We start from the raw sequence: 23,960 nt of genomic DNA, 5'->3' as shown, positions 1-23,960 counted from the left end.
TTGGGCTGCGCGCCTCGTCCCGGCCGGCTAGACGTCGAAGAACACCGTCTCGTTGTCGCCCTGCAGATGGACGTCGAAGGTGTAGACGCCGCCCGCGGCGGCCTTGCGCTTTGCAATCAGTGTCGCGCGGCGATCGGCCGGCACCAGCGCCAGCACGGAATCGGCGGCGTTGCCGGCCTCGTCGTCGAAATAGATCCGCGTGTAGAGGTGCAGCAGCATGCCGCGCGCGAACACCGCGAGCGCGATATGCGGCTTCTGCGGCTTGCCGTCGGCGTCGGGCACCACGCCGGGCTTGATGGTGTCGAAGGCGTAGCCGCCGCTCTTGTCGGTGCCGCAACGGCCAAAACCCTTGAACGACGAGTTCGGCAGCGCGCGCTTGTCCTGCGGATCGGAGAAGCGGCCCTGGCTATCTGCCTGCCAGATCTCCAGCATGCAATCCGGGATCACGGCGCCGTCGCCGTCATAGACCTTGCCCTCGACCCGGATGCGCTCGCCCGAGACATCCGGTGTCAGAAGATTGTTGGTGAAGGCGTCATTCCATTCATACTCGCCGTTCGGCGTCAGGCCGTACTTGAAGTAGGGACCGACGGTCTGCGACGGCGTGATTCCATCAGGACGCGGGTTCGACACTTACTTGGTCTCCATCGGCGTGGCGTTGCGGCCGCGCAGCACGATATCGAAGCGGTAGCACAGCGCCCATTCCGGCTTGGTGTTGTCGAGATCGAACGACGAGATCATCCGCGCCCGCGCCTTCGCATCGGTCACCGAGTTGAAGATCGGATCGAACGGGAACAAGGGATCGCCGGGGAAATACATCTGCGTCACCAGACGCGAGACGAAGGAATGGCCGAACACCGAGAAGTGGATATGCGCGGGCCGCCAGGCATTGTGGTGATTGCCCCACGGATAGGCGCCGGGCTTGATGGTGATGAACTTGTAGTAACCCTCGGCATCGGATTGCGTGCGGCCGGCGCCGGTGAAATTGGGATCGAGCGGCGCCGGATGCTGGTCGACGACATGGATGTAGCGGCCGCAGGCATTGGCCTGCCACAACTCGACCAGCGTGTTCGGCACGCCGCGGCCGTCTTCGTCCAGCACATGGCCGTGCACGATGATGCGTTCGCCGAGCGGCTCGCCCTTCGCCTGGATGGTGAGATCATTGTCGTGCTCGCGCACGGTCTCGTGACCATAGACCGGCCCGGTCAGCTCGGAGAGCGTGTGCCGCATCGGGATCAGCGGCTTTTGCGGCGCGCGTTTGAACGCGCTCCGGTACGCAGGGGACAGCCGCGCGGGGTGGACGCTGTTCGAAGCGACCGGATAGATCAACGTCATGGGCTTGCTCCAGACCGAATTGCTGCCGACGCCACCGGCACTGGACGTCAGGCCGGTACCTTGAAATCGTAGGAAATGCGCCCGGCCGGCAGATAGAACAAGGCGATCACGGCGCCACCCCGGACCTCGGGATAGTGCCGGCTGCCCGGATCAGGCGCCGTCCAACCCGGCCCCTGCCAGCCCTGCAAGCCCTTCAACTGCGCGCCCTTGTCGAGGGGAACGACGAGGTTGAGTTCGCCATAGGGATGGCCGTGATACTGGCCACGCAGCACGTCATGATCGTCGTCGTCCTTGAAGCGGCGCGGATCGGCGCTGTTCATGTAGACTGCGGTGATGCTGAACTGGAATGTCTCGGGGACCGGCTCAAGGATGCGGCTGCGCCGATAGTTCGGCCCCTCCACTTCCTGGTTCGCCGCCCAGCCCTCCTCGACGCCCATTTTGATGAGGCGTGCGAGATCCTGGTAAAGCGCGCTCTCTTCCCCGTAGGTCTCGTTGAGCCATCGCTCCATCGCCGCGCTCGGCGTCATGTCCTTGACTTCGCGCAGAAACGGAATGCTGCGTTCGATAAGCTGTTCCCGGCTTCCCATGACTTTCTCCTGTTCTAGTTCTCGAATCCCTTGAAGGAGGCAAACGCCTCCACATCCGCGCGCGGCATCAGCCGCGCCCTCGCCTGCTCCCTCGGGTGGCCCATCGAGATCCCGCAAGCCACCATCTGCTCCGCAGGGATCGACAGCATCGGACGCAAGATCCGGTGGTACTTGGCGAGCGTTTCCTGCGGGCAGGATTGCAGTCCGCGTCCCACCGCAGCCAACATCATGGTCTGGATGAACATGCCGAGATCGAGCCAGCTTCCCATGGCGAGCCGGCGATCGATGGTCACGATCAATCCGACCGGCGCACCGAAGAAGGCAAAATTCTTGGCAGTCTGCCTGCTCCGCGCCGCGGCGTCGCTCTGCTCTATTCCGAGCGAGCCATAGAACAATCGTCCGAACTCCTGGCGACGGCTGAGATACGGCTCGGGGAATTCGGTGGCGTAGTATTGGTACTCGGAGACGTGCTCGCCCGGCTCCCGCTCATAGGCGTGCAGAAGGGCTGCCGATACCTCGGTCTTGGCAGCGCCCGCGAGCACGTAGACATGCCAGGGCTGGATGTTTGCGCCACTCGGCGCAAACCGCGCCACACGCAGGATTTGCTCAATGGTCGACCGCGCGACCGGACTGTCGGAGAACTGACGGCACGAAAGCCGGCTCGCGATCACGTCGTCGATCGGATTGCGCGCAGCCCCGCACACCCCGTTCGCATCAATCACGACTTCTTCACGAACGGGCATCCGCCGTCCTCCGTCGGTCTGAAAGCTTCGTCCCCCGGGATCGTCGCCAACAGCTGGTAGTAATCGAACTGGTACTTCGACTCTTCCGGAGCCTTGACGCGGAACAGATACATGTCGCGGACCAGCCTTCCGTCCTGCCGGATCTTGCCGTTACGGGTCATGAAATCATTCACCGGCAATTCGCGCATCTTGGCGGCGACGGTCGGCCCATCGAGCGTACCGGTGGCTTCGACTGCCTTGAGGTAGTGCATGACAGCGCCATAGGTACCGGCGTGAATCATGGTGGGCACTTTCTTCGTCTTCTCGATGAAGCGCTTCGACCACGCCCGCGTCTCTTCGTTGAGGTCCCAGTAGAAGGCTGAGCTGAGCATCAGGCCCTGCGCGTTTTGCAGGCCGAGGCTGTGGATGTCGGCGATGAAGACGATCAGGCCGGCAAGCTTTTGCCCACGCGTCACGCCGAACTCGCCCGCCTGCTTCACGGCGTTGATAAAATCGCCGCCGGCGTCGGCGAGCGCGATCACGTCGGCCTTGGAGGCCTGCGCCTGCAGCAGGAAGGACGAGAAATCGGGCGTGTTGATCGGGTGCTTCACCGCGCCGACCACCTTGCCGCCGGTGGCGTCGATCACCTTGCGGCTGTCCGCCTCGAGTTGCGCGCCGAGTGAATAATCGGCCGACAGGAAGAACCAGGACTTGGCGCCGAGACGCGAGATCGCGCGCGTCGTACCCTGCGACAGCGCATAGGTGTCGTAAGTCCAGTGGATGCCGGTCTGCGAGCACTCGTCGCCGGTCAGCCGCGACGTCGCTGCGCCGGTGGCGAGAAACAGCTTCTTCTTGTCGCGCGTGATGCCCTGCACGGCCAGCGCGACCGCGGAATTCGGAACATCGAGAATCGCCTCGACGTTCTCGTTCTCCAGCCATCGCCGCGCGATCGCCGAGCCGATATCCGCCTTGTTCTGATGATCGCCCGCGACGATCTCGATCGGCCGCCCAAGCACGTTGCCCTTCAAATCATCCACCGCCATCTGCGCCGCGACGACCGAGCCCAGGCCGCCATTATCTGCGTAGAGCGACGACATGTCAGTCAGCACGCCGAGCCTGACCGGCCCGTTCTGTGCAACCGCGGACGGCGCCACAGCCAGGAGCGTCAGCGCCAGTCCAACTGATTTGCGCACACCACTTCGGGCCGATCTCACGCAGGGCTTCATCGTTTTCTCCTCCCAACCCGGTGGCGACAATTTTGGCCAGAACGTCGCGTTGCGGAAGTGAAAGTCTTGCAGATTGATCCTGAACCGGCTTCAGATCGCCAATGGCAGCGATGCGGCGATGCGCTCCCGGACGATCCGGTCGGTTGCATCCACCGTACGCCTGGCCTTAACTGCACACGATCGTAACGATTTGCCGAAGCGAGCGATCCGCTACAGACGGGACTGCCATCGTGTCCGTTTCCTTCAAGACACTGGACCTGAACCTGCTCAAGGTGTTCGACGCCGTCATGGAGGAGCGCAGCGTGCTGCGCGCCAGCCAGAAGGTCGCGCTGAGCCAGTCCGCCGTGAGCCACTCGCTGGCGCGGCTGCGCGAGATGCTGGATGACGACCTGTTCGTGCGCACCGCGACCGGCATGCAGCCGACGGCCCGCGCGTTGACGATGGCCCCGCAGGTGCGCCAGGCGCTGCGATCGCTGGAGGCCGCGGTCGAGCTGCCGACCTTCGTTCCGGCGGTCTCGACCAAGCCGTTCACGCTCGCCGCCAACGATTTCACGACGATGGTGCTGGCGCCGCCGCTCTTGAAGATCTTGAGCCGGGAGGCTCCGGGAATCGATCTCACCATCAAGCCGGTGACGCGAATCGATCTCGCCGAACAGATCGACCTCGGCCGCATCGATGTCGCGATCGGCGTGTTCTCGTCGCCGCCGAGCCGCTTCCGCACCGCCCTGCTGTTCGAATATGACGACGTGCTGATCGTCGGCAAAAAGCGCAAGCTCGGCCGGCTCGACAAGGCAAAGCTCGCGACCCTGCCGCTGGTCGTCGTGTCCTTTGGTGGCGAACAGGAGGGCGCGATCGGCGGTTACATCTCCGAGCGCGGGCTTGCCAGACGTTCGGAGATGTATGACCGCTCCGCGCTTGAACGGGCGCTGTCCGACAGCGACCGGCCGCCACGGATCGCGGTTTCGCTGCCGCATTTCCTTGCCTTGCCGGCGCTGCTGATCGAGTCCGAACTGGCGGCGATCGTTCCGCGGCCACTGGCGCGCGCGCTCGAGCAGGCGCATGCGATCACGACCCATGAGCTGCCTTACAGCACAACGCCCGTCGAGGTTCGGCTGCTCTGGCACGAACGGGTCGAGGACGAACCGTCGCACGAATGGCTTCACGAGGTGCTCCGCCGCGCCACCGAGGAGTTGAGGCGCGGGCGTTAGCCGAGGGCTCGCACCGGCGCACGCGATGGTCAACCTTCGCAGCGCGTGGCAGAAAGGACGGACCGGCTCATTCCTGCGGAGAATATCGTGGACCGCCTGGCGGCAATGGAGACCTTCGTTCGGGTGATCGAAACCGGATCCTTCTCCGGCGCCGCGCGGCAGCTTCGGATCGGCCAGCCGGCGGTCTCGAAGTCCATCGCGCAGCTCGAGGAATTCCTCGGGGTCAAACTGCTCACCCGTTCGACCCGTGGCCTCACCCCGACGGAAGCGGGGTTGGGCTATCTCGAGCGCGCCAGGCGCGCTCTGGAAGAGGCCGCAGAAGCCGAGCTCGCCGCGCGCGGTGCCGGGGCCGGCCTCAAGGGCCGGTTGCGGATCTGCGCCGCCGTCACCTTCGCCCGCATTCATCTCATTCCGATGCTGCCGAAGTTTCTGGCGCAGAACCCGGAGCTCGAGCTCGAGGTCGTGCTCGACGATCGTCAGATCGACCTTGTGCAGGAGGGCATCGACGTGGCGCTGCGAATTGGCAAGATGACGGACTCGACGCTGACCGCACGCCGCATCGCCAGATGCAAACGCCTGGTGCTGGGCACGCCGGCCTATTTCAAGCGCGCCGGCACGCCGTCCACGCCGAGCGAGCTGAACCGGCATCAGGCCATCGTGTATCTGCGCGAGGGCAGCGTGTGGTCGTTCCGGCGCGACAGCACAGAGCTCGCCGTCACCGTGCAGAGCCGGCTGCGGGTGACCGCCGCCGAAGGCGTCAGGGCTGCAGTGCTCGCCGATGTGGGCATCGCCGTCGCATCGGAATGGATGTTCAGCCCCGAACTCCGGTCGGGCGCCGTACGGGCGGTGTTGCCGGAATGGAGCCTTCCCGCGCTCGATCTCTGGGCCGTGCTTCCGGGCGGGCGCGCCGCGACCGCCAAGGCGCGGACCTTCGTGACGTTCTTCGAGCGCGCGTTCAACGAATGACGAGGTAACCCCCGGGCCCGCGTCGGCGGCCGGTGAGACGAACGAGCATGTCTTCGATCCCCGATGGCATTCAGCGCGCCGCACCGGTGCGTAGGGTGGCGGCAATGGAGTTGCTCATCCCGAGCCTCCCGCCAAGGAGTGTCGCCATGTCCCGCATCTCGATCGTGAAGCGCGCTGTCCATGCCGCCGCCGCGGCCTTCGTCTTCGCCAGCCTGCTCTCACCTGCGAACGCCAACCAGTCCGACACGATCCGCGTCTTTCCCGAGCTTCCGATCAGCGCAACCGCGGATCATGCCAACGTCAAGGCGGCTGCGCTGACAGCGCGCCGGCCCTGGCTGGCGCCGGTCGGCCACCGGCAGCCGCAGCGCGCCGACGCTCCCAAGCCCGAGACCGTGTCGGCATGGGAGCGACAGCAAAAGCAGTTCGACCAGGACGTCGACCGCAAGCTGGTGATCTGCCGCGGCTGCTGACCACTCGATTTATTCCCAGCAGGAATATGCACTAGTCGGACGGCAGCGCTACCCGGCACGGCGGTCTCCCTTAGCTTGCTGCGTGTGAGTTCAACAAATACGGACGGCGCCGCCGTCCACCACGCAGCAGCCGAGGAGAACCGTCATGTCGCTTCAAGCCAAGCTCGATGCCTTCAAAGCCGATTTCGAAGCCGGAAAGCCGCCCTACAGCGTTCCCCGGCCGGTCGTCGAGATCATGCACCGCGCCACCGCGGAGCTGATCGCGTCCGGCGCCGCGCAACGCGCCAAGCGGGCCGGCGACGTCGCCCCCACCTTTTCGCTCAGGGACCCCGACGGCAATTTCGTCCACTCGGCGGATCTGCTTCAGCGCGGCCCGCTGGTGCTCAGCTTCTACCGCGGCGTCTGGTGCCCATATTGCAACATGGAGCTGCAGGCGCTCGAAGCCGCCAAGCCGGCATTCGACAAATACGGCGCCTCGCTGGTTGCGATCTCGCCGCAGACCGCACCGAACAGCCGCAAATCGGTGCGCCAGAACAAGCTCTCCTTCCCGATCCTGTCCGACGTGAAAGGCGAGGTCAGCGAGGCCTTCGGACTGCGCTTCCATCTGCCCGACTATCTGGTCGCGCTCTACATGCAGCTGAAAAACGATCTGCCGACCTTCAACGACGATCCGAGCTGGACCCTGCCGATGCCGGGGCGCTACGTGATCGGACAGAACGGCGTGATCCTCTACTCCGAAGTCAACCCGGACTACACAAGCCGCCCGGAGCCGGAAGACATGATCCCGGTTCTGCAGCAGGCCGCCGCCGTGCGGGCGTGATGGTACACGAAGCGGCCGGTGGCGATCGCCCATCGGCCGCCTCTCTCTCGCAGGCTATCGATCAACAGCCGCGGACATCGCCTTCGGATCGGCCGATGCGACACGCTCCGCCAGCACGTCCGGTCCGGAATGCTGCGCTTTTCGCCACTGCGCCGGGGTGACGCCCATGTGGCTCTTGAAGGCGCGCTGAAATGCGGCCTCCGACTGATAGCCGACCGTCTCCGCCACGCCGCCGGTCGAGAGCGACGATCGCCTCAACTCGTTCGCCGCCAGCGTCATCCTGACATCGGTGAGCAGATCGCTGGCCGATCGCCCGAGCTTGTCCTGGAACTGCCGTGCCAGCGTGGCGCGCGACATGTTGCACAACCGCGCAAGCTCCGGCAGCGACCATGCGCGCGCAGGCGCGTTGAACATGGCGGCCACCGCCGGCGCAAGGCGAGGATCGCCGACCAGTGCAAGAAGACCGCGCGACTTCGCGTCGGTCTCGCTCGCAAGCCGCAGCACAAGCGCAAACATTGCCGTGGACAGCGCGTTCAGCATGGCGCGGCCGCCCAGATGATCGTCCGCCGTTTCGCTGCGCATCAGGGACACGAGTCCGGCGAGCTGTGCGGCCGTCCCCTTTCCCACCCGCGGTCCGGCATGCACGACAAGACGCGGCGGAAGATAGTTGCGCAACAGACGGTCGTGCGGCGGTGCAATCGCGAAGTGTCCGCACAACAGGTCAAGCCGCTCGTCCGAACCCAGGTTTTCGCTGATCGTGAAATTCTGCGCCGCCCGGTTGCGCGCCGGCAGCGGTGTCGCCCCGCTGCCGTCATGCATCACGTGTCGCGGGTTGCCGGGAAGCAGAAGAATGTCGCCGGCCTTCAGCAGCAACGGCCGACCGCCCGCCGGATCGTCCAGGATCGCCGAGCCGGCAAGCACCGCATGATAGGGAATCTCGTTGGTCGCGCCCGGACCCTGGTCGATGCGCCAGGGCACGCTGTAGCTGCAGCGAAGGTCGAGCCGCCCGCGCACCGGCATCATCTCGAAAAGCCGGCTGAGCCAATCCAAGGCGACCTCCTGAAGCGACCGATTTGAGACGATTGAGCATATATGTGAGTTACGGTGACATTCAGTGTCTCACATCTCGATCCTATTGTCACTCCGCAATCGTTCACCAACCCCACCAAGGAGTGCCACCATGTCCCGTCTCTCAGTCCCCAATCTCGAAACCGACACCGGCCCGTCGGGCCAGATCTACGCCCAGATCAAGAAGGCGATCGGCAGCGTCCCGAACACCTATGCGGCAATCGCCGCCCACGGTCCGGCCGCGCTGAAGGCAGTGCTCGCCGCCGATGCCGTGCTCGCCGGCGGCAGCCTGCCCAAGCGCGATCAGGAGGTCATCAAGCTCGTGATCAGCGCCGCCGGCGGCTGCGATTACTGTGTCGCCGCGCATTCGCACCTCGCGAGACTCGCCGGCGTGAAGGCCGACGCGCTGAAGCAGATCCGCGACGGCGAGCCGAGCGGCGATACCAAGCGCGATGCGCTGGTCAATTTCGTTCGCAAGCTCGCGCAGTCGAGCGGCACCGTCAGCGCCGAGGACTTCGCCGCGATCCGGGCGGCGGGCTACAGCGACGCGCAACTGGTCGAGATCAGCCTGGCGTTCGCGACCACCGTCTTCACCAACGTCTTCAACCGCATCAACGACACCGACATCGACTTCCCCGCCGTCGCATGAAGCGACCGCGCGATGTCACGTCAAAAGGATCACGACCATGACCACGCTTTCCAACACCACGCTTGCCAACACCACGCAAAATCCGCTTGTTCGCGCGCTGTATCGGTCCGGCCTGCTCGCGGAGGATCTCGACTACCATATCGTCCGGGCCTCGATGGTGATCATGTTCCTGTTCTTCGGTTACCAGAAGTGGTTTCCGTACGAATTCGAACGGCTGGTCCCGTTCATCAGCAACGGGCCGCTGATCTGGTGGCTGTATCCGGTCTTCGGCCATGCCGGCGCCAGCTATTTTCTCGGCGCCTCGGAATGGACCTTCGGATCCCTGCTGCTCGCAGGCTTCTGGGACAAGCGGCTCGGCGTGCTCGGCGCGCTCGGCTCAACCGGCACGTTCATCGCGACGGTCACCATCATCCCGTTCATGCCGGAAGGCTGGGACGTTGCGGCCGGAGGTTTCCCTGCGATGACCGGCAACGTGCCCTTCCTGATGAAGGATGTCGTCCTGCTCGCCGTCTCGCTCTACCTGCTGAGGCAGGACGTGGTTCGCCTCATCAGGCAATAGGTGGCATCCGCTGATGGCGATGGATCGCCGGCGAACCCTGCGTTCGCCGGCGATCGCGCGTTCACTGGGGACGGGGATTGAGAACCGACGGGCATCGCGACGCGGCAGCGATTGCTGCGGTGCAGGCAAGGCCAGAACGTGCTTCGATGTCGCGCCATAACTCGTTGCCGAATTTGCGGAATACGTCGAAATTGCCGATCCATTTCCCGTGCGAGATCGAATTATCGGATCGGTTGTTCGACCCAGGTCGCGTCGGCGTTGCCATGCATGAATGATCCGCTGCTCTTCGGCCGTGACCATAGTTCCGCCGCGCGGTCCGGGTTACAAAATACCGCCGGTGTTGTTCTGCGGTAAGCCGATGAAGAAGGACGACGTCACGTGCCCGCGCTGCGGGGCTGGATTCCGACGCCTCGAGTTGACGTCCGGCTCAGGAAACAAGGGCGAGTATCGCTGCCCGGTCTGCGAGACGACGCTCGAACTGTTCGATGGCGACAAGCTCGTCGCCTACCGCCTGACGATCCAGCCGTCGATTCGCGCGTTCAAGGATTAGCGGCTCTGGAATGCCAATACGTCGGCACAGCCCCCAATCATGATTGTCGCTTGAGGATGTAGCAGTCCATGATCCAGCCGTGCCGCTCGCGCGCCTCACGCCGCGCGGCGACGATGCGAGGGCCGACCTCGGCCAACTCTCCGGCCATGATGATCTGATCCGCCATGCCGAGATAGGCGCCCCACCAGATCCGGAGCCCTGCCGGATCCAGCGTCTGGAAGGCCGCGCCGCCGTCGAGCATCACGACCACGGTGTTCACGCCGGACGGCCAGCCGCCCTCGCGCAGCCGCCGGCCGGTGGTGACCAGGAACGGCTCGCCGATCTCGTTGAGCGGCAGCGCATGCGCCGCGCACAGCGCCTGGATCGACGTGATGCCGGGGATGACTTCGATTGATGGCAGCGGATCGAGCCGTCGCGCAATCCGCAGGCTTGAATCGTAGAGCGACGGATCGCCCCAGATCAGCAGGGCAACCCGGCCCTCGCCGCCGAGATGGCGCGCGATTTCCTGCGACCAGGTCGCGGCCACCGCATCATGCCAATCGTCCACGCCCCTGCGATAATCCTCCTCGCCGGCATCGCGCACCGGCAGGTCGAATTCGGCGATGCGTGTCCGGTCGTTGCTCAATGCCTCCGCGCAAATCGTTCGCCGCAATTCGGCAAGATCCGACTTCGCGGTCCCCTTGCGCGGAATCAGGATCAGATCGGCTGCATTGATCGCAGAGATCGCAGCGAGGGTGAGCTGCCGGGGATCACCGCAACCGATGCCGATCAGCGAAAGCGTCAGCATGGCCGCGTCACCCTTGGTCCGGCGCCAAAGCACCGAACAGAATAATTGCGGCCGCCGTTGCGGCACCCGCATGCGTGAGCTGTTCGGCAAGGTCCGCGATCGTGGTGCGGACAAGCCGTTCGTCGGCATGACCGAGCGACTCGGCCAGCAGTGCCGGCGTCTCGGGCGCAAGGCCGTGCGCGATCAGCCTTGCCGCCAGCGCGGGGAAAGTCCGGCGGCCCATATAGACGACGGTGGTTGCTTCCGGATCGGCCAGCGCCGCCCAATTCAGGTCCGCCGGCAATTCACCGGTGACGTCGGCGCCGGTCACGAACTGCACCCGGCGCGAGGTTAGCCGTCGCGTCAGTGGAATGCCGGCTTGCGCGGCGGCGACCGAGGCCGAGGTCACGCCGGGAACGATCTCGTAGCCGGTGCCGGCCGCGCGCAGCGCCTCGATCTCCTCCTCGAGCCGTCCGAAGATGCCGGCGTCGCCTGATTTCAGGCGCACCACGCGCACGCCGGTCGCGGCATAATCGACCAGCAGCCGGCTGACATGATGCTGCCTGGCCGACAGCCGGCCGGCACGCTTGCCGACCGCGACAAGATTGGCGCCGCTGCGCGCGAGATCGAGGATCGCGCCCGAGGCAAGGTCATCGTACAGCACCACGTCGGCCTCGCGCAGCCGCGCGGCCCCTTTCACCGTCAGGAGTTCGGGGTCGCCGGGGCCGGCCGAGACGAAGGAGACGAATCCGCTCACCGGTCCTCCGCGATCAGATGAAAGAATGTCCCCGTTGCACGGCCGCGCCGCGATCCGGTTTCGGCCACGATCGCGCCGGTCGCATCGCGCACCGCCGCGAGCGGCGTATCCGGCTGCGCGATGATCGTCGAGTAGTGAAACTCGTGGCCGCGCAGGCGCGCGCCCGGCTCGTGCCCCGGCATCGGTGCAACGAGCTCGGCAAGCCGGTAGCCCAGATGCATGCGGCGTTTGGCATAGCTCGTCTCCAGGCCGAGCAAGCCCGCCATCTCATGGCGCACATCGTCGGCGTCGGTCAGCGCGCTGCCCAGCACCATGTAGCCGCCGCATTCGCCATGCACCGGCTTTGTCGCGGCGAAGGCACGAAGGCCGCCGAGAAACCTCCCGTTGGCGGCAAGCCGGCCGGCATGCAGTTCGGGATAGCCGCCGGGCAGCCAACAGACATCGGCGTCGGCGTCGGGGCCTTCGTCGGCAAGCGGCGAGAACGTCGTGATCTCCGCGCCCGCCGCGCGCCAGGCTTCGAGCATGTGCGGATAGACGAAAGAGAATGCGGCGTCGCGGGCGAGAGCGATGCGCTGGCCGGGCGGCGTGTCGACGAAGCTGCGCGTGGACGATTGCACTGACCGGACATGGGCCGATTGCAGCACGGCGTCGAGATCGACATGCTCGGCGACGAAGCGCGCGGCTTCCTCGATCAGGCCGTCGATCTCGGCCTGCTCTTCGGCCTGCACCAGGCCGAGATGACGCTTCGGCAAGGCAATCTCGGCATGGCGGGGCAGCGCACCCAACACAGCAATGCCCGCGCCTGCCATGGCGCCGCGCACCAGATCCTCATGCCGCTTGCTTGCAACGCGGTTGAGAACGACGCCCGCCAACCGCACGCCGGTGCGGAAATCGCGTAGTCCAGCCGCGATCGCCGCCGCGGTTTGTGCCTGGCCGGAAGGATCGATCGCCAGCAACACCGGCCACCCCATCATCTCGGCGATATCAGCGGTGGCGCCGGTGCCGGACACGCCGCGCGCGGCAACGCCGTCGAACAGGCCCATCGAGCCCTCGGCCAACACCAGGTCGGCGTCCGCGCCGCGGCTCGCCAGGCACTCGATCGCGTCGCGCGCCATGGCCCAGCTATCGAGATTGACGGACGCGCGTCCTGTGGCCACCGCATGAAAGGCGGGATCGATATAGTCAGGCCCGCTCTTCAGGCACTGCACCTTCAGCCCGCGATTCCGATAGGCGCGGGCGAGCGCCAAGGTCAGCGTCGTCTTGCCGACGCCGGATGCCGGCGCCGAGATCACAAGTCCCGCGCTCATCGCGATGGTTCCGGAAAGCGTGGCTCGGCTCCCACCGGACGGTAGCGGCGGTCGTAATCGGCCGCATAGAGACGGCTTTCGGCGAATTCATCCGCACCCAGCGTCTTGCCGACCAGGATCAGCGCGGTGCGTTCGAGTTCTGGGCCAATAGCGGCATCGAGGGTCGAAAGCGTGGCGCGCACGATGCGCTGGTCCGGCCAGCTCGCACGCCAGACGATCGCCACCGGACAGTCCGCGCCATAGTGCGGCGTGAGCTCGGCAACGACCTTGTCCAGCAAATGGATCGAGAGATGGATCGCGAGCACCGCGCCGGTCGCGGCGAAGGCTGTGAGCGTTTCGCCGTCGGGCATCGCGCTTGCCCTGCCCGGCGTGCGTGTCAGCACCACCGATTGAGTGAGGCCCGGCAGCGTGAGCTCGGACTCCAGTGCCGCCGCGGCTGCCGAGAAGGCCGGCACGCCCGGTGTCACCGAATAGGGAATCTGCAATGCGCGCAGCCGGCGCAACTGTTCGCCCATCGCCGACCAGATCGAGAGATCGCCCGAATGCAGCCGCGCGACGTCCTTGCCCTCCGCATGCGCCGCAGCGATCTCGGCGATGATCTCGTCGAGTGACATCGGCGCGGTGTTGACGATGCGCGCATCCCCGGGGCAATGCGCCAGAACACCATCCGGCACGAGCGATCCGGCATAAAGACAGACCGGGCAAGAGGCGATCAGATCGCGCCCGCGCAAGGTCAGGAGATCGGCGGCGCCTGGCCCTGCGCCGATGAAATGCACCGTCATTCGCCGTCTCCTTCCGCGATCGCCGCCGTGGCCATCCGATCCTGTGACGTCGCCCTGACCGAGATCAGGCGCGCACCGCGTCCTGCCGCAGCGATTGCCACAGCTTCGGCGACCGAGCCCGTTCCGAACCTCGCCTTGATGAGCTCGGATTGCGTTGCGGTCCCTGTCCCAGCCAATAGCTCGGCAGGAATGCCCCGGATCGGCAAGCCCAGCTCCTGAGCCAGAACTTTCAATGGCACGGCATCGGCCTTGTCACTCACCGTTGCAACCGCCGCAAGGCCTTCGGAGCCGCCGGCCGCGTCGAGCGCGTCGCGCAAGGATGCGGCGCTGGCGTCGCGCCTGAAGCCGAGACCTGCGACCTTCATCTGATAACGCTCCATTGCACGATCGGCCGCGCGGCCTTCCATGAGCGATACCGCCCCAACGGCTCAACGTGGGCGATCTCCACCCGCATCAGCTCGCCGCCATGGCGGCCGTGCAGATCGGCAAGCAGCGCGTCGGTTTCCAGGGTCACCGCATGCGCAACAAGTCGCGTTCCCGGCGCGATACGCGACCAGATCGCGTCGAACATATCAGCATCGAGGCCGCCACCGATGAACACGGCATCGGGCGCCTCGAGGTCCGACAGGATGCCGGGCGCCTCGCCCTCGATGACGGTGATCCGGTGCGTCAAGCCGAAGCTCGCCGCGTTGCTACGGATGTTCATGGCGCGCTCGCCGCGGGCCTCGACGGCGACCGCCGTCCCGCCGCACAGCGCCCATTCGATCGAAATCGAGCCTGAGCCGGCGCCGATGTCCCACAGCCGCTCGCCAGGCCGCGGCGCAAGCGCCGACAGCGCAAGCGCGCGGATCGGCTGTTTTGTCAGTTGCCCGTCATGCACAAAGAGTGCGTCGGGAAGACCCGAGCTACGCGCGATCCCTTGCGTTCCCCTCGCCTCCACGGCGATCGCGACCAGGCTGGCGCCTGCATCGCCCGCATAACCATCCGCGTGATGCTGCGTGATGGATTCACGCGGTCCGCCAAGCGCCGAAAGCGTCCACATCGAGGACGGCCCCCAGCCGCGGTCCGTGAGCCAGCGCGCGAGATCGGAAGCCGCCTTGCCATCGCGCATCAGGCAGATGATCCGTGCACCACACACGAGATGCAGCAACAGCCGCTCGAACGGTGCCGCATGAAGGCCAAGGCAGATGACGCTTTCGAGCCGCCAGCCCAAGCGCGCCGCCGCGAGCGAGAATGTCGATGGTCCAGAGTATGCGACCCACTCGCCGGCCTGCAGCGTCTCGGCGAGGCCTCCACCGACGCCATGCCAGAACGGATCGCCCGAGGCGAGCACCGCCGTCGGACGGCCGCGGCATTCAAGCACGATGCCCACATCGAACGGCACCGGCCAGGCACGGCCGCGATCGGTGATACCGGCCAGCGCGAGGTGCCGTTCGCCACCGAAAACCGTTTCGGCTTCGCGAAGCGCCTTTCGGCTTGCGTCGGAGAGGCCGGCAAGGCCATCTTCGCCGATGCCGATGATGGTCAACCAGGGATTATTCATGATACGCGCCCTGATCCTGGGCGGAACCGCCGACGCCAATCTGCTCGCCGCTGCAATCGCGCGCGCGGGGATCGACGCGGTCTATTCCTATGGCGGACGCACGCGTGCACCGGCCGACCAGCCGCTGCCGACCCGGATCGGCGGCTTCGGCGGTGTCAACGGTCTTGCCGAGTATCTTCGTTGCGAAGCCATCACGCACGTCATCGACGCGACGCATCCCTTCGCGGCCGAGATGAGCCGCAACGCGATCGCCGCCTGCGCGCAAACCGCAACGCCGTTGATCGCGCTCGAGCGCGCGCCGTGGGACAAGGAAGCCGGCGACCGCTGGATCGAGGTCGCGGACGTCGTCTCCGCAGTCGCGGCCCTGCCGGAGAACCGCACTCACGTATTCCTCGCCATCGGCCGGCAGCACATCGCGCCATTCGGCAGCCGGCCGCAACACGCCTATACGTTGCGATTTGTCGACCCGCCCGAGGGAACGCTGCCATTGCCCGATGCCGACGTCATCGTATCGCGCGGACCGTTCACGCTCGACGGCGAACTCGAGATGATGCGCGGGCGTCGCATTGATTGGATCGTTGCCCGCAACTCCGGCGGCACCGGCGCGCGCGCCAAGATCGACGCCGCCCGTGCGCTTGGCCTTCCCGTCATCATGATCACCCGGCCACCTCTGCCCGACCGACCACGGCTGGAAAGCGTCGGCGATGTAATGCAATGGCTCGATCATCGGACCTGCCTCGGCGCGTAGACCCAGCGCCCGACCCGCCGCGTCCCCGAATTGCCGACGATCACGAGCGTCCGCATATCGGCCATCTCGGGCCTTGCGTCGCGCAGCTCGACCGTCTCGATCCGCTGATCGGGCGTGCTGACGGCGCGCGCGAATACCACGATGCGGTCGCCGCAACCCGCTTCCCGCAAGATCTCGAGCGCGCGACCGAAACCTTCCGGCCGGCTCGCCGAGCGCGGATTGTATATTGCGATGGCAAAGTCGGCTTCGGCCGCGAGCCGCAGGCGCTTCTCGATCAAGGGCCATGGCTTGAGATTGTCGGAGAGGTTGATCGCGCAAAAATCATGACCGAGCGGCGCGCCGGCACTCGCTGCCGCCGCCAGCATCGCGGTCACCCCAGGCAGCACGCGAATCGAGAGGTCGCGCCACTGCGGCGCGTCCTCGAGCGCCTCGAACACCGCGGACGCCATCGCGAAGACGCCGGGATCGCCTGAAGACACCACGACGACGTGGCGCCCTTCGGATGCAAGCCGCAACGCGTCGGCGGCGCGCTGCAACTCGACGCGATTGTCTGAAGGATGCAACGTGAGCCCGGCGCGCGGCGGCACGCGCGTCACATAGGGTGCATAGCCGACGATGTCGGTCGCAGCTTGAAGCGCAGCTGTGACTTCCGGCGTGATCAGCGCCTCGTCGCCCGGTCCCAGTCCTGCGATGGTCAGCGTGCCGGTCATTGGGCCGCCTCCTTGCGCCGCCCCTGCCCGTGCACCAGCACGATCGCAAAATATGGACAGTCGGTTTCGCCGAGCTCCGCGAGCCGGGCGACGCGCTGATCCGGCATGGTGCCGCGTTCGACCAGCCACGCATCGTCGAGACGCCCCGCGGACGCGAGCGCGCGTCGGATCTTCTTCAGATTGCGGCCGGTCTTCATGACGACGAGCGCGTCGGAACTCCGCATCCTCAGTTCCAGCTCCGCCTCCGGCAGCGTGCCCATCAGCACGGTGGTCACGTCGTCGGCCAGCGCTATCGGCTGGCCGACCGAATTCCAGCAACCCGCCATGCCAGGAATGCCGGCGATCACCTCGATCTCGACACGCCCCTGCAGGCGCGAATGCAGATGCATGAACGAGCCGTAGAAATAGGGATCGCCCTCGCAGAGCACGATGACATCGATCGCGCGCGCAAGCCGCGCCAGGCGCTCGGCCCATTCGTCGTAGAAGCTCCCAAGCAGCTGCGCATAGTCCGGACTGTCGAAGGCGATCTCCGTGGTGACAGGATATTCCATCGGATACTCGCTGACGTCGGCGACGAGCAGCCCTTCGACGATGCGGCGGGCCTGGCCCAGCTGGCCCTTCTTGCGGAAATAGGCGACATGCTTGGCGGCACGCACAATGCGATCGGCGCGTACGCTCATCAGGTCCGGATCGCCTGGCCCGAGGCCGCAGCAGATGATGCGTCCCATCTATTCGCTCCGGCTCGCCAGCGCGTTGACGGCAGCGACCGTGATCGCCGAACCACCGAGACGCCCCTCGACCGTCAACGCCGGCGCGGGTGGCGCGGCCATCAATGCCGCCTTGGACTCGGCCGCCCCGACAAAGCCGACCGGGCAACCGATGATCGCCGCCGGCCGCGGGCAATCGGGGTCCTCCAGCATGTTGAGGAGATGGAATAGCGCCGTCGGCGCATTGCCGATCGCGACGATTGCGCCGGCCAGATGCGGCCGCCACAGTTCGAGCGCAGCCGCCGAGCGCGTATTGCGCATCGATTGCGCGAGTGCGGGAACCGCGGGGTCGCCGAGCGTGCAGATGACGGCGTTGCCGGCCGGCAGCCGTGCGCGCGTGATCCCCTCCGAGACCATGCGCGCGTCGCACAGGATCGTCGAACCGTTCTGCAAGGCAGCCCTTGCGCGCGCGGCCATACTGGGCGTGAAGCGGACATGCGCTTCCAGCCCCACCATGCCGGCGGCGTGGATCATGCGCACGACCACCGGCTCTTCATCCGACGTGAAGCGGCCAAGGTCGGCCTCAGTGCGAATGGTGGCAAAGGACTGCCGATAGATCACCGCGCCGTCGGTTTCATAGAAGTGCGGCATCAGCGACCTCCCAGCAGCACGGACGGATTTGCGACGAGGTACGAGTTGGTCAGTCCTCGCATCACCGGCGCATCCCGTGTCGTCCCACGGCGGATGAGATCAAAACCTTCGCTGGTGGCAACGAGGGTGACATCCGCAGGGCCGGAATGCGCACAGCCCTTGGCGCAACCGGATACGTGCAGGCAGGCCTCGGCCGGAATATGCCGCACGAGCGCCGATGCCAGCGCACGCGTATCGGCATGCGCCTCGCCGCAGCGCGGCGCGCCGCTGCAGGCGATGGCGCGGAGCGCCGGATCATCGGCATCAGTGACGAGGTCCGCCCCGCGGGGCATCTCGCGCATCCCCTCCACCAGCAGCATCCGCCACGGCGTCACGCGAAGACCCTGCGCGCAGCCGGCGAGATGGCTCAGCGTCTGGTGCGGCATGAGCCCGAACGCAACGCCGACCATCGCGCCAGACGAATAGAGTCCCGGCACAGGGTCCAACGATCGCGGCACCGGCTCGACATCGCCGCGAAGAGATTTTGGCAGGCGCGCGCCGCCGGCGAGATGAGCCGCAATCCGCCGCCTCTCACCCTTCGCTCCGCCGGTGGCGATGAACCATTCGGCCAGCGCCAGCGCGACCGCCACGGCCTCGCTCCGCGTGACCGAACGCCCGAGTTGCGCGCCATCGGCGCGCACCACCAGTCCTCCGTTGCGATCACGCTCGATCCTGATATCCGCAGACGCGCCAGCCAGCACCCGCTCGCTGCCGTCATCGATTGCGAAACCGAACTTGGTCGGAAGATCGAGCAAAGAACTGGCGAGTGCCCGCTCAAGCTCGGCCGCGAGCCCGCGCGTATCGTCGCCGATAGCCCAGAATGGCGTCACCAGAATGTTGCGCTGCGCCTCGATGTCGGCATCCGTATCCAGCAACCCGAGCTCGCCAATTCCTTCGATCAAGCGCGGATAACGTTGATCGCTGACGCCGCGGATCTGCAGATTGGCGCGGCTGGTCAGATCGATCAGGCCGTTGCCGTAGCGCGCGGACAGATCGGCGATCCCCGTTGCTTGCGCCGCGTCGAGCCGTCCGCCATGCGGGCGAATGCGCACCACGAGGCCGTCGCCTGATTGCATCGGCCGCAGCGCGCCGGGACACCAGCCCTTGATCGCAACAGCGCTCATGACGCCTCCTGCAATGCTGCCGCAATCGAATTGCGCCGCGTCTCCCAGAGCGACGCCTCGTGCAACCGGGTGAAGCAGGTTTCGATGGCAGCCAAGGCAGCCGGGTTCTCGCGCGCCATGAAGCCGCGAACGTCGTCATTGCCGAGCGTCGCGTCGTAATAGAGGTCGAACAGATGCGGCGGCACCGCGCCGGCGAGATGAGCGAACGCCGCCATATGCTCAAGCGTCGCCGTGATCTCGGCGGCACCTCGGAAGCCATGGCGCATCATGCCGGCGATCCATGCGGGATTGGCGGCGCGCGCACGCACCACCCGCGAAATCTCCTCGGTCAACGAGCGCGCATGCGGTTGATCCGGCCGCGTCGCGTCGAGATGATAGAGCGCCGGAACTTCTGCGCCAATGCGCCGGGCCGCCGCCGCGATGCCGGCTTCATGCGCGGCATAGTCCGCGGCCAGCAGCAAATCGGTCTCAGGCAAGTCCTGGGTATGGACAAAGCTGTCGGCGGCCGAGAGCCGCGCCTCGATGCCGGCGCGATCGGGCCGCATCTCGCCATCGGATGCAAAGGCCCAGGACGACGCCGACAGCCAGGCTTCGCCGGCTGCATCGCGCGCCGCCTCGGTGAAGACATCTGACATCGACGCGACGCCGGCGCCGTAGTGTCCCGGGCGGGGGCCAAACACGCGCGACGCGTGCTGTCGGTAGGGATTTTCGTCTCCCTCATCGCTGCGTTCGGACAATGCTTCCGTGGCCGCCTCGAACAACTGGGCAAGACCCGAGAAGACGTCGCGGAACAGCCCCGATACGCGCAGCGTGACGTCGATGCGGGGACGGCCGAGCTCCGCAGGCGCTATGATGTCATAGCCGGCCACGCGGCCCGATCCGTGATCCCAGCGCGGCGCGATGCCGGCGAGATGCAGCGCCATCGCAAAATCCTCGCCGGCGGTGCGCATCGTCGAGGAACCCCAGAGGTCGACGACGAGCCCTTTCGGCCAGTCGCCGTGATCCTGCAGGTGACGGCGCAGGAGTTCTTCGGCGAGCTTCACGCCTTGCGCATGCGCCGACGGCGTCGGCACCGCACGGGGATCGACGGCAAACAGATTGCGCCCGGTCGGCAGCACATCGCGCCGCCCGCGATAGGGCGAGCCCGACGGTCCTGGCGCGACGCGCCGGCCGGAGAGCGCATCGCGTAACGCCGCTTTCTCCTCCGCACCGCAAGCGCCCTGCCCGAACACATGCAGCCCGTCGCCGAACTGGCTTTCCTTGAGATCGCAGACGAAACGGTCGATCTGCGGAATCGCCTCGGCCGCGGAGACCGACGCGGCAAGACCGAGATCGTCCTCCAGCCCGGCGTGACGCGCTTCCTCGCGGATGTCAGCAATCAGGCGCTGCCGCCGTGCCGGATCGAGACCATCAGCTGTCGAATATTCATCGAGCAAGCGCTCGAGCCTGCGCAGGCCTTCCGGCACCGTCGCCTGCGCCAGCGGCGGCGGCAAATGGCCGATCGTCACGGCGCCGATCCGCCGCTTGGCCTGCGCGGCCTCGCCGGGATCGTTGACGATGAAGGGATAGATAACAGGCAGATCGCCGATCAGCGCTTCCGGCCAGCACGCGGACGACAGTGCAACCGATTTGCCGGGCAACCATTCCAGCGTGCCATGCGCCCCCATGTGGACGACGGCATCGATGCGCTGCTGCCTGAGCCACAAATAGAACGCGACATAGGCATGGCGCGGCGTGCGCGACAGATCGTGATAGTCGGCATCGCGATGACCGACATCGCCGCGCTCCGGCTGAACGGCGATGACGGACTTGCCGCACTGGATCGCCGCGAATTGAAACGCACCGTCATGGCAGTTCGGATCGTCCTCCGGCGCGCCCCATGCGCGCGCAAGATCGTCCTGCAGCTGCTGCGGAAGGCTGGAGATGGCCGCACGATATTCGGCCACGTCCCATGTCAGTTTCCGGCGCAAGAGCGCGTCGCCCAGCGACGCCACCGGCTCAAGATCAAACCCCGCGGTCGCGAGATCGGCCAGCAACGCCTCGACCGAGGCAAGCGCATCGAGGCCGACGGCATGCGCGATCTGGTGCGGACGGCCCGGATAGTTCGACAGCACGAGTGCGAGCTGCTTCTCCTGCGCGGGCTTGTCGGCAAGCCGATGCCGGGCTGCCACGCGCGCGGCAACCGCTGCGACGCGCTCTCCATCCGGCCGATGCGCAAGATGCGCGAACTGCAGATCGGGATCGCGCTCGCTCGCCGACTTGAAGCTCACCACGCCCGCAAACAGGCGGCCGTCGACCTCGGGCAACACCACATGCATCGCGAGATCGCCGGGCGACAGACCGCGCAACGACTCGGCCCAATCCTCGCGGCGAGCCGTAGACAGTGCGACCTGGAACACGGGGCATGACGCGGCATCGAACGGCGTGGTGCCGTCATCGCCGGCCGCGGAGAATGCGGTCGCGTTGACGATGGCGGCTGGGGCGCATTGCGCGAACTGAGCGCGCAGCCAATCGACGACATCAGCCGCCTTCAACGAGGCGACGAACACGCCGTAGGCCTCAAAGCCCTTCTCACGTAGCGCTTCGATCAAGGCATCGACCGGCGCCGTATCGCCGGCCGCGAGATAGGAACGATAGAAGGTCACCAGCGCCCGCGGCCGGCCATCCGATGCCGGCAGCGCCGCGACCACACCGCGCCGCGAATCGTAGACGCCGATCTCGGCCAGATCGATCTCGCCGACGACCGGCCCGGCATAGAGCCCGGACGCCAGCGCCAATTGCGCGATCACGGCCTGCGCGGCGACAGGCCCGCCCTTGTCGCACAGCACCTTCAGACGACGCAGCGTCGAGACCGGCAGCGTGGAAAATTCATCTAGCCGCAGATCGTCGCGGCCATCGGCCGGCAACACCACCAAAGCGATGCCGCGCTCCTTCGCCAGACGATGCACCGCGGCCAGCCCGTATGACCAATAGGGCTCGCCGCCGATCAGCCGCACCAGGATGCCGCGCGCGTGCGACAGTGTGCGCTCGATATAGGTATCGACCGAGAGCGGATGGCGCAGCTCCGCGAGATTGGCGAGCCGCAGCGACGGCAGCGCGGCGCGGCCCCGCCGCCAGCCGGCCGCGAAGGCGGCGAGATCGCTGTCGGAAAACGACAACACCACGAGATCGGCCGGATCCTGGCCGAGGTCCCTTGGCGTCGCGGTCTCCTCAAGGCCGCGGCTCTCGCGGAAGACGACGTGCATCAGACACCTAGTCGCGCCCTGATCGCAGCTTCATCGATGTCGCCATGCTCGCCGATCACGACCAGCTTCGACTGCCGCGGCCGTGTGCCCCAGGGCATGTCGAACTGATGCCGCACGCGTTCGCCGACGGACTGCACGAGCAGCCGCATCGGCTTGCCTTCGACCGCGATGTAGCCCTTGGCGCGCAGCACGTTCTGCTCGCGCGCCAGTCCCTTGATCGACGCCACCAGTTCCTCGACATCCGAAACCTCGGGAAGATCGATCACCACGGAGTTGAAATCGTTGTGCTCGTGCTCGTCCTCGCCATCGTGATGCGACGGACGCGACGCGAGATCATCCTCTGCCGCGGCCTCGAGCCCCAGGATCACGCGCGCATCGACGGCGCCGTCGACGATCGGCAACATCGGAACCTCGCGCGGCATTTCAGCTGCAATCACCGCTTTGGCCGCCTTGATCCCTTCCGCGCCGGCGAGATCGGCCTTGGTCAGCAGAACGATATCGGCACAAGCGATCTGGTCCTCGAACACTTCGGACAGCGGCGTCTCGTGGTCGAGATTGTCGTCGGCCGCACGCTGTGCATCGACTGCTGCGGGATCCGACGCAAAGCGGCCGGCCGCGACCGCCTCCGCATCGGCCAGCGCGATCACGCCATCGACCGTGATCCGCGAGCGGATCTCCGGCCAGTCGAACGCTTTTAGTAGCGGCTTCGGCAAAGCGAGGCCGGACGTCTCGATCACGATGTGATCGGGCCTCACGCGTCGCGCCAGCAACTGCTCCATGGCCGGGATGAAATCGTCGGCGACGGTGCAGCAGATACAGCCATTGGCGAGTTCGACGATGTTCTCGGTCGGGCAATTGGCGTCCGCGCACGACTTCAGTATCTCGCCGTCGACCCCTTCGCTGCCGAATTCATTCACTAGCACCGCAAGCTTCTTGCCGTTGGCGTTGCGGATCAGATGCTGGATCAGCGTCGTCTTGCCGGACCCGAGAAACCCGGTCACGACGGTGACCGGAACCTTGGCGAGCGTAGTCATTCTGCGGCCTCCGGCACGACGGCAAGGGGTGGGATTCGAGCGAGTGATTGCTTGCGGAAGATTTCCGGACGGCTGCGCCACGGCACGATGCCGTCAGGCGCCGCAGCATAGGCGGAGGCACCGGCGATCACATCCCTGGCATTATCAGCGGACAGGCGGCCGTAGACATAGGACCACCGCCCCGGCGCGCTGAGCGCGACCGAGCAACCCTGGCTGCACGCCGACAGGCATTCGACGGGAACAAGATTGACGTCATCTGGCACGCCGGCCTCGAGAAGCGCGGCATGCAGGCGCGCACCGGGCGCGAGCTCACCTTCCGCCAGCGTCTGGCCGGCGCGGCAGGTGATGCAGACATGAAGTGTAACGCTCATCGCCCATCCTGGATTGACA

At 66.3% G+C, this 23,960-nt stretch carries 27 protein-coding genes; 8 read left to right on the top strand and 19 right to left on the bottom strand.

The window, feature by feature from the left end; translation table 11 throughout:
* Positions 1 to 27: 27 nt before the first annotated feature.
* The 5 genes from pcaG to HAP48_RS32455 are packed head-to-tail and all read right to left on the bottom strand — an operon-like array spanning position 28 to position 3,867.
* Positions 28 to 630 carry a protocatechuate 3,4-dioxygenase subunit alpha gene (gene pcaG, locus HAP48_RS32475; protein ID WP_166203947.1) on the bottom strand — a complete coding sequence of 201 codons (603 nt, stop codon included), beginning with the start codon at positions 628 to 630 and terminating at the stop codon, positions 28 to 30.
* Positions 631 to 1,332, bottom strand: a complete 702-nt coding sequence (gene pcaH / locus HAP48_RS32470; protein ID WP_166203946.1) for a protocatechuate 3,4-dioxygenase subunit beta — start codon at positions 1,330 to 1,332, stop codon at positions 631 to 633.
* Positions 1,333 to 1,379: 47 nt separating this feature from the next.
* The gene (locus tag HAP48_RS32465) at positions 1,380 to 1,919 is read right to left on the bottom strand and encodes a 4-hydroxylaminobenzoate lyase (protein WP_166203945.1); all 540 of its coding nucleotides are present in this window, start codon (positions 1,917 to 1,919) and stop codon (positions 1,380 to 1,382) included.
* Between the two features lie 14 nt (positions 1,920 to 1,933).
* A complete protein-coding gene (locus HAP48_RS32460; protein ID WP_166203944.1) occupies positions 1,934 to 2,662 on the bottom strand; it encodes a nitroreductase in 729 nt (242 codons plus the stop codon).
* Positions 2,638 to 3,867 carry an ABC transporter substrate-binding protein gene (locus HAP48_RS32455; RefSeq protein ID WP_166203943.1) on the bottom strand — a complete coding sequence of 410 codons (1,230 nt, stop codon included), beginning with the start codon at positions 3,865 to 3,867 and terminating at the stop codon, positions 2,638 to 2,640. Before HAP48_RS32455 ends, HAP48_RS32460 begins: the two co-directional genes overlap by 25 nt.
* Positions 3,868 to 4,097: 230 nt before the next feature.
* On the opposite strand from HAP48_RS32455, the gene HAP48_RS32450 reads away from it, so the two are divergent.
* The 4 genes from HAP48_RS32450 to HAP48_RS32435 all read left to right on the top strand — a co-directional run bounded on the left by HAP48_RS32450 (position 4,098) and on the right by HAP48_RS32435 (position 7,331).
* Positions 4,098 to 5,075: a LysR family transcriptional regulator gene (locus HAP48_RS32450; protein WP_166203942.1), complete on the top strand. Its 978-nt coding sequence runs from the start codon at positions 4,098 to 4,100 to the stop codon at positions 5,073 to 5,075.
* A gap of 87 nt (positions 5,076 to 5,162) precedes the next feature.
* Positions 5,163 to 6,041 carry a LysR family transcriptional regulator gene (locus HAP48_RS32445; protein ID WP_166203941.1) on the top strand — a complete coding sequence of 293 codons (879 nt, stop codon included), beginning with the start codon at positions 5,163 to 5,165 and terminating at the stop codon, positions 6,039 to 6,041.
* A gap of 146 nt (positions 6,042 to 6,187) precedes the next feature.
* Complete coding sequence (locus tag HAP48_RS32440) at positions 6,188 to 6,511, top strand: hypothetical protein (RefSeq protein ID WP_210293345.1); 324 nt, start codon at positions 6,188 to 6,190, stop codon at positions 6,509 to 6,511.
* 145 nt (positions 6,512 to 6,656) lie between these two features.
* A complete protein-coding gene (locus tag HAP48_RS32435) occupies positions 6,657 to 7,331 on the top strand; it encodes a peroxiredoxin-like family protein (protein WP_166203940.1) in 675 nt (224 codons plus the stop codon).
* Positions 7,332 to 7,385: 54 nt separating this feature from the next.
* Here the strand turns inward: HAP48_RS32435 and HAP48_RS32430 are convergent, their stop codons facing one another.
* On the bottom strand, positions 7,386 to 8,354 hold the full coding sequence (locus tag HAP48_RS32430; protein ID WP_234584010.1) for an AraC family transcriptional regulator: 969 nt from the start codon (positions 8,352 to 8,354) through the stop codon (positions 7,386 to 7,388).
* A gap of 157 nt (positions 8,355 to 8,511) precedes the next feature.
* On the opposite strand from HAP48_RS32430, the gene HAP48_RS32425 reads away from it, so the two are divergent.
* From HAP48_RS32425 to HAP48_RS32415, 3 genes are all read left to right on the top strand, one after another.
* On the top strand, positions 8,512 to 9,048 hold the full coding sequence (locus HAP48_RS32425) for a carboxymuconolactone decarboxylase family protein (protein ID WP_166203938.1): 537 nt from the start codon (positions 8,512 to 8,514) through the stop codon (positions 9,046 to 9,048).
* 37 nt (positions 9,049 to 9,085) lie between these two features.
* A complete protein-coding gene (locus tag HAP48_RS32420) occupies positions 9,086 to 9,607 on the top strand; it encodes a YkgB family protein (RefSeq protein ID WP_166203937.1) in 522 nt (173 codons plus the stop codon).
* A 358-nt stretch (positions 9,608 to 9,965) separates the two neighbouring features.
* Positions 9,966 to 10,157 (top strand): hypothetical protein, encoded by a 192-nt coding sequence (locus tag HAP48_RS32415; RefSeq protein ID WP_166203936.1) that lies wholly within the window; start codon positions 9,966 to 9,968, stop codon positions 10,155 to 10,157.
* A 37-nt stretch (positions 10,158 to 10,194) separates the two neighbouring features.
* Here the strand turns inward: HAP48_RS32415 and cobF are convergent, their stop codons facing one another.
* Genes cobF through cbiE form a run of 6 tightly spaced genes read right to left on the bottom strand, consistent with a single transcriptional unit; the run spans position 10,195 to position 15,312 of the window.
* Entirely contained in the window at positions 10,195 to 10,944 is a 750-nt protein-coding gene (cobF, locus tag HAP48_RS32410; RefSeq protein WP_166203935.1) for a precorrin-6A synthase (deacetylating), read from the bottom strand.
* 7 nt (positions 10,945 to 10,951) lie between these two features.
* The gene (cobA, locus tag HAP48_RS32405) at positions 10,952 to 11,680 is read right to left on the bottom strand and encodes a uroporphyrinogen-III C-methyltransferase (RefSeq protein ID WP_166203934.1); all 729 of its coding nucleotides are present in this window, start codon (positions 11,678 to 11,680) and stop codon (positions 10,952 to 10,954) included.
* Positions 11,677 to 12,987 (bottom strand): cobyrinic acid a,c-diamide synthase CobB, encoded by a 1,311-nt coding sequence (locus HAP48_RS32400; protein ID WP_166203933.1) that lies wholly within the window; start codon positions 12,985 to 12,987, stop codon positions 11,677 to 11,679. Before HAP48_RS32400 ends, cobA begins: the two co-directional genes overlap by 4 nt.
* Entirely contained in the window at positions 12,984 to 13,769 is a 786-nt protein-coding gene (gene cobM / locus HAP48_RS32395) for a precorrin-4 C(11)-methyltransferase (protein WP_166203932.1), read from the bottom strand. The genes HAP48_RS32400 and cobM overlap by 4 nt, the downstream gene beginning before the upstream one ends.
* Positions 13,766 to 14,134: a cobalamin biosynthesis protein gene (locus HAP48_RS32390; protein WP_166203931.1), complete on the bottom strand. Its 369-nt coding sequence runs from the start codon at positions 14,132 to 14,134 to the stop codon at positions 13,766 to 13,768. Before HAP48_RS32390 ends, cobM begins: the two co-directional genes overlap by 4 nt.
* Positions 14,131 to 15,312, bottom strand: coding sequence for a precorrin-6y C5,15-methyltransferase (decarboxylating) subunit CbiE (gene cbiE, locus HAP48_RS32385; protein WP_166203930.1), 1,182 nt, complete (start codon positions 15,310 to 15,312; stop codon positions 14,131 to 14,133). Before cbiE ends, HAP48_RS32390 begins: the two co-directional genes overlap by 4 nt.
* On the opposite strand from cbiE, the gene HAP48_RS32380 reads away from it, so the two are divergent.
* Positions 15,311 to 16,060, top strand: coding sequence for a cobalt-precorrin-6A reductase (locus tag HAP48_RS32380; RefSeq protein WP_166203929.1), 750 nt, complete (start codon positions 15,311 to 15,313; stop codon positions 16,058 to 16,060). The genes cbiE and HAP48_RS32380 overlap by 2 nt on opposite strands.
* On the opposite strand, the gene cobJ is transcribed toward HAP48_RS32380, so the two are convergent.
* The 7 genes from cobJ to HAP48_RS32345 are packed head-to-tail and all read right to left on the bottom strand — an operon-like array spanning position 16,036 to position 23,941.
* The gene (cobJ, locus tag HAP48_RS32375; protein ID WP_166203928.1) at positions 16,036 to 16,770 is read right to left on the bottom strand and encodes a precorrin-3B C(17)-methyltransferase; all 735 of its coding nucleotides are present in this window, start codon (positions 16,768 to 16,770) and stop codon (positions 16,036 to 16,038) included. The genes HAP48_RS32380 and cobJ overlap by 25 nt on opposite strands.
* The gene (locus tag HAP48_RS32370) at positions 16,767 to 17,498 is read right to left on the bottom strand and encodes a precorrin-2 C(20)-methyltransferase (RefSeq protein ID WP_166203927.1); all 732 of its coding nucleotides are present in this window, start codon (positions 17,496 to 17,498) and stop codon (positions 16,767 to 16,769) included. Before HAP48_RS32370 ends, cobJ begins: the two co-directional genes overlap by 4 nt.
* Positions 17,499 to 18,128 carry a precorrin-8X methylmutase gene (locus HAP48_RS32365; RefSeq protein WP_166203926.1) on the bottom strand — a complete coding sequence of 210 codons (630 nt, stop codon included), beginning with the start codon at positions 18,126 to 18,128 and terminating at the stop codon, positions 17,499 to 17,501.
* Positions 18,128 to 19,291 carry a precorrin-3B synthase gene (gene cobG / locus HAP48_RS32360; RefSeq protein WP_166203925.1) on the bottom strand — a complete coding sequence of 388 codons (1,164 nt, stop codon included), beginning with the start codon at positions 19,289 to 19,291 and terminating at the stop codon, positions 18,128 to 18,130. The genes HAP48_RS32365 and cobG overlap by 1 nt, the downstream gene beginning before the upstream one ends.
* Positions 19,288 to 22,536, bottom strand: a complete 3,249-nt coding sequence (gene cobN / locus HAP48_RS32355; protein WP_166203924.1) for a cobaltochelatase subunit CobN — start codon at positions 22,534 to 22,536, stop codon at positions 19,288 to 19,290. The genes cobG and cobN overlap by 4 nt, the downstream gene beginning before the upstream one ends.
* Positions 22,536 to 23,570, bottom strand: a complete 1,035-nt coding sequence (gene cobW / locus HAP48_RS32350) for a cobalamin biosynthesis protein CobW (RefSeq protein ID WP_166203923.1) — start codon at positions 23,568 to 23,570, stop codon at positions 22,536 to 22,538. The genes cobN and cobW overlap by 1 nt, the downstream gene beginning before the upstream one ends.
* On the bottom strand, positions 23,567 to 23,941 hold the full coding sequence (locus tag HAP48_RS32345; protein ID WP_166203922.1) for a DUF1636 family protein: 375 nt from the start codon (positions 23,939 to 23,941) through the stop codon (positions 23,567 to 23,569). Before HAP48_RS32345 ends, cobW begins: the two co-directional genes overlap by 4 nt.
* Positions 23,942 to 23,960 lie beyond the last annotated feature (19 nt).

Origin of the sequence: Bradyrhizobium septentrionale (genome assembly GCF_011516645.4) — a bacterium.
Classification (GTDB): Bacteria; Pseudomonadota; Alphaproteobacteria; order Rhizobiales; family Xanthobacteraceae; genus Bradyrhizobium; species Bradyrhizobium septentrionale.
The sequence above is the reverse complement of the archived record's forward strand: the minus strand, read 5'-3'. Positions and strand labels throughout refer to the sequence as shown.

Coding starts and splice junctions, on each gene's coding strand:
- pcaH (WP_166203946.1), bottom strand. CDS start 1,332: ATGACGTTGATCTATCCGGTCGCTTCGAACAGCGTCCACCCCGCGCGG.
- HAP48_RS32465 (WP_166203945.1), bottom strand. CDS start 1,919: ATGGGAAGCCGGGAACAGCTTATCGAACGCAGCATTCCGTTTCTGCGC.
- HAP48_RS32460 (WP_166203944.1), bottom strand. CDS start 2,662: ATGCCCGTTCGTGAAGAAGTCGTGATTGATGCGAACGGGGTGTGCGGG.
- HAP48_RS32455 (WP_166203943.1), bottom strand. CDS start 3,867: ATGAAGCCCTGCGTGAGATCGGCCCGAAGTGGTGTGCGCAAATCAGTT.
- HAP48_RS32440 (WP_210293345.1), top strand. CDS start 6,188: ATGTCCCGCATCTCGATCGTGAAGCGCGCTGTCCATGCCGCCGCCGCG.
- HAP48_RS32435 (WP_166203940.1), top strand. CDS start 6,657: ATGTCGCTTCAAGCCAAGCTCGATGCCTTCAAAGCCGATTTCGAAGCC.
- HAP48_RS32430 (WP_234584010.1), bottom strand. CDS start 8,354: ATGATGCCGGTGCGCGGGCGGCTCGACCTTCGCTGCAGCTACAGCGTG.
- HAP48_RS32425 (WP_166203938.1), top strand. CDS start 8,512: ATGTCCCGTCTCTCAGTCCCCAATCTCGAAACCGACACCGGCCCGTCG.
- HAP48_RS32420 (WP_166203937.1), top strand. CDS start 9,086: ATGACCACGCTTTCCAACACCACGCTTGCCAACACCACGCAAAATCCG.
- HAP48_RS32415 (WP_166203936.1), top strand. CDS start 9,966: ATGAAGAAGGACGACGTCACGTGCCCGCGCTGCGGGGCTGGATTCCGA.
- cobF (WP_166203935.1), bottom strand. CDS start 10,944: ATGCTGACGCTTTCGCTGATCGGCATCGGTTGCGGTGATCCCCGGCAG.
- HAP48_RS32400 (WP_166203933.1), bottom strand. CDS start 12,987: ATGAGCGCGGGACTTGTGATCTCGGCGCCGGCATCCGGCGTCGGCAAG.
- cobM (WP_166203932.1), bottom strand. CDS start 13,769: ATGACGGTGCATTTCATCGGCGCAGGGCCAGGCGCCGCCGATCTCCTG.
- HAP48_RS32390 (WP_166203931.1), bottom strand. CDS start 14,134: ATGAAGGTCGCAGGTCTCGGCTTCAGGCGCGACGCCAGCGCCGCATCC.
- HAP48_RS32380 (WP_166203929.1), top strand. CDS start 15,311: ATGATACGCGCCCTGATCCTGGGCGGAACCGCCGACGCCAATCTGCTC.
- cbiE (WP_166203930.1), bottom strand. CDS start 15,312: ATGAATAATCCCTGGTTGACCATCATCGGCATCGGCGAAGATGGCCTT.
- cobJ (WP_166203928.1), bottom strand. CDS start 16,770: ATGACCGGCACGCTGACCATCGCAGGACTGGGACCGGGCGACGAGGCG.
- HAP48_RS32370 (WP_166203927.1), bottom strand. CDS start 17,498: ATGGGACGCATCATCTGCTGCGGCCTCGGGCCAGGCGATCCGGACCTG.
- HAP48_RS32365 (WP_166203926.1), bottom strand. CDS start 18,128: ATGCCGCACTTCTATGAAACCGACGGCGCGGTGATCTATCGGCAGTCC.
- cobG (WP_166203925.1), bottom strand. CDS start 19,291: ATGAGCGCTGTTGCGATCAAGGGCTGGTGTCCCGGCGCGCTGCGGCCG.
- cobN (WP_166203924.1), bottom strand. CDS start 22,536: ATGCACGTCGTCTTCCGCGAGAGCCGCGGCCTTGAGGAGACCGCGACG.
- cobW (WP_166203923.1), bottom strand. CDS start 23,570: ATGACTACGCTCGCCAAGGTTCCGGTCACCGTCGTGACCGGGTTTCTC.
- HAP48_RS32345 (WP_166203922.1), bottom strand. CDS start 23,941: ATGAGCGTTACACTTCATGTCTGCATCACCTGCCGCGCCGGCCAGACG.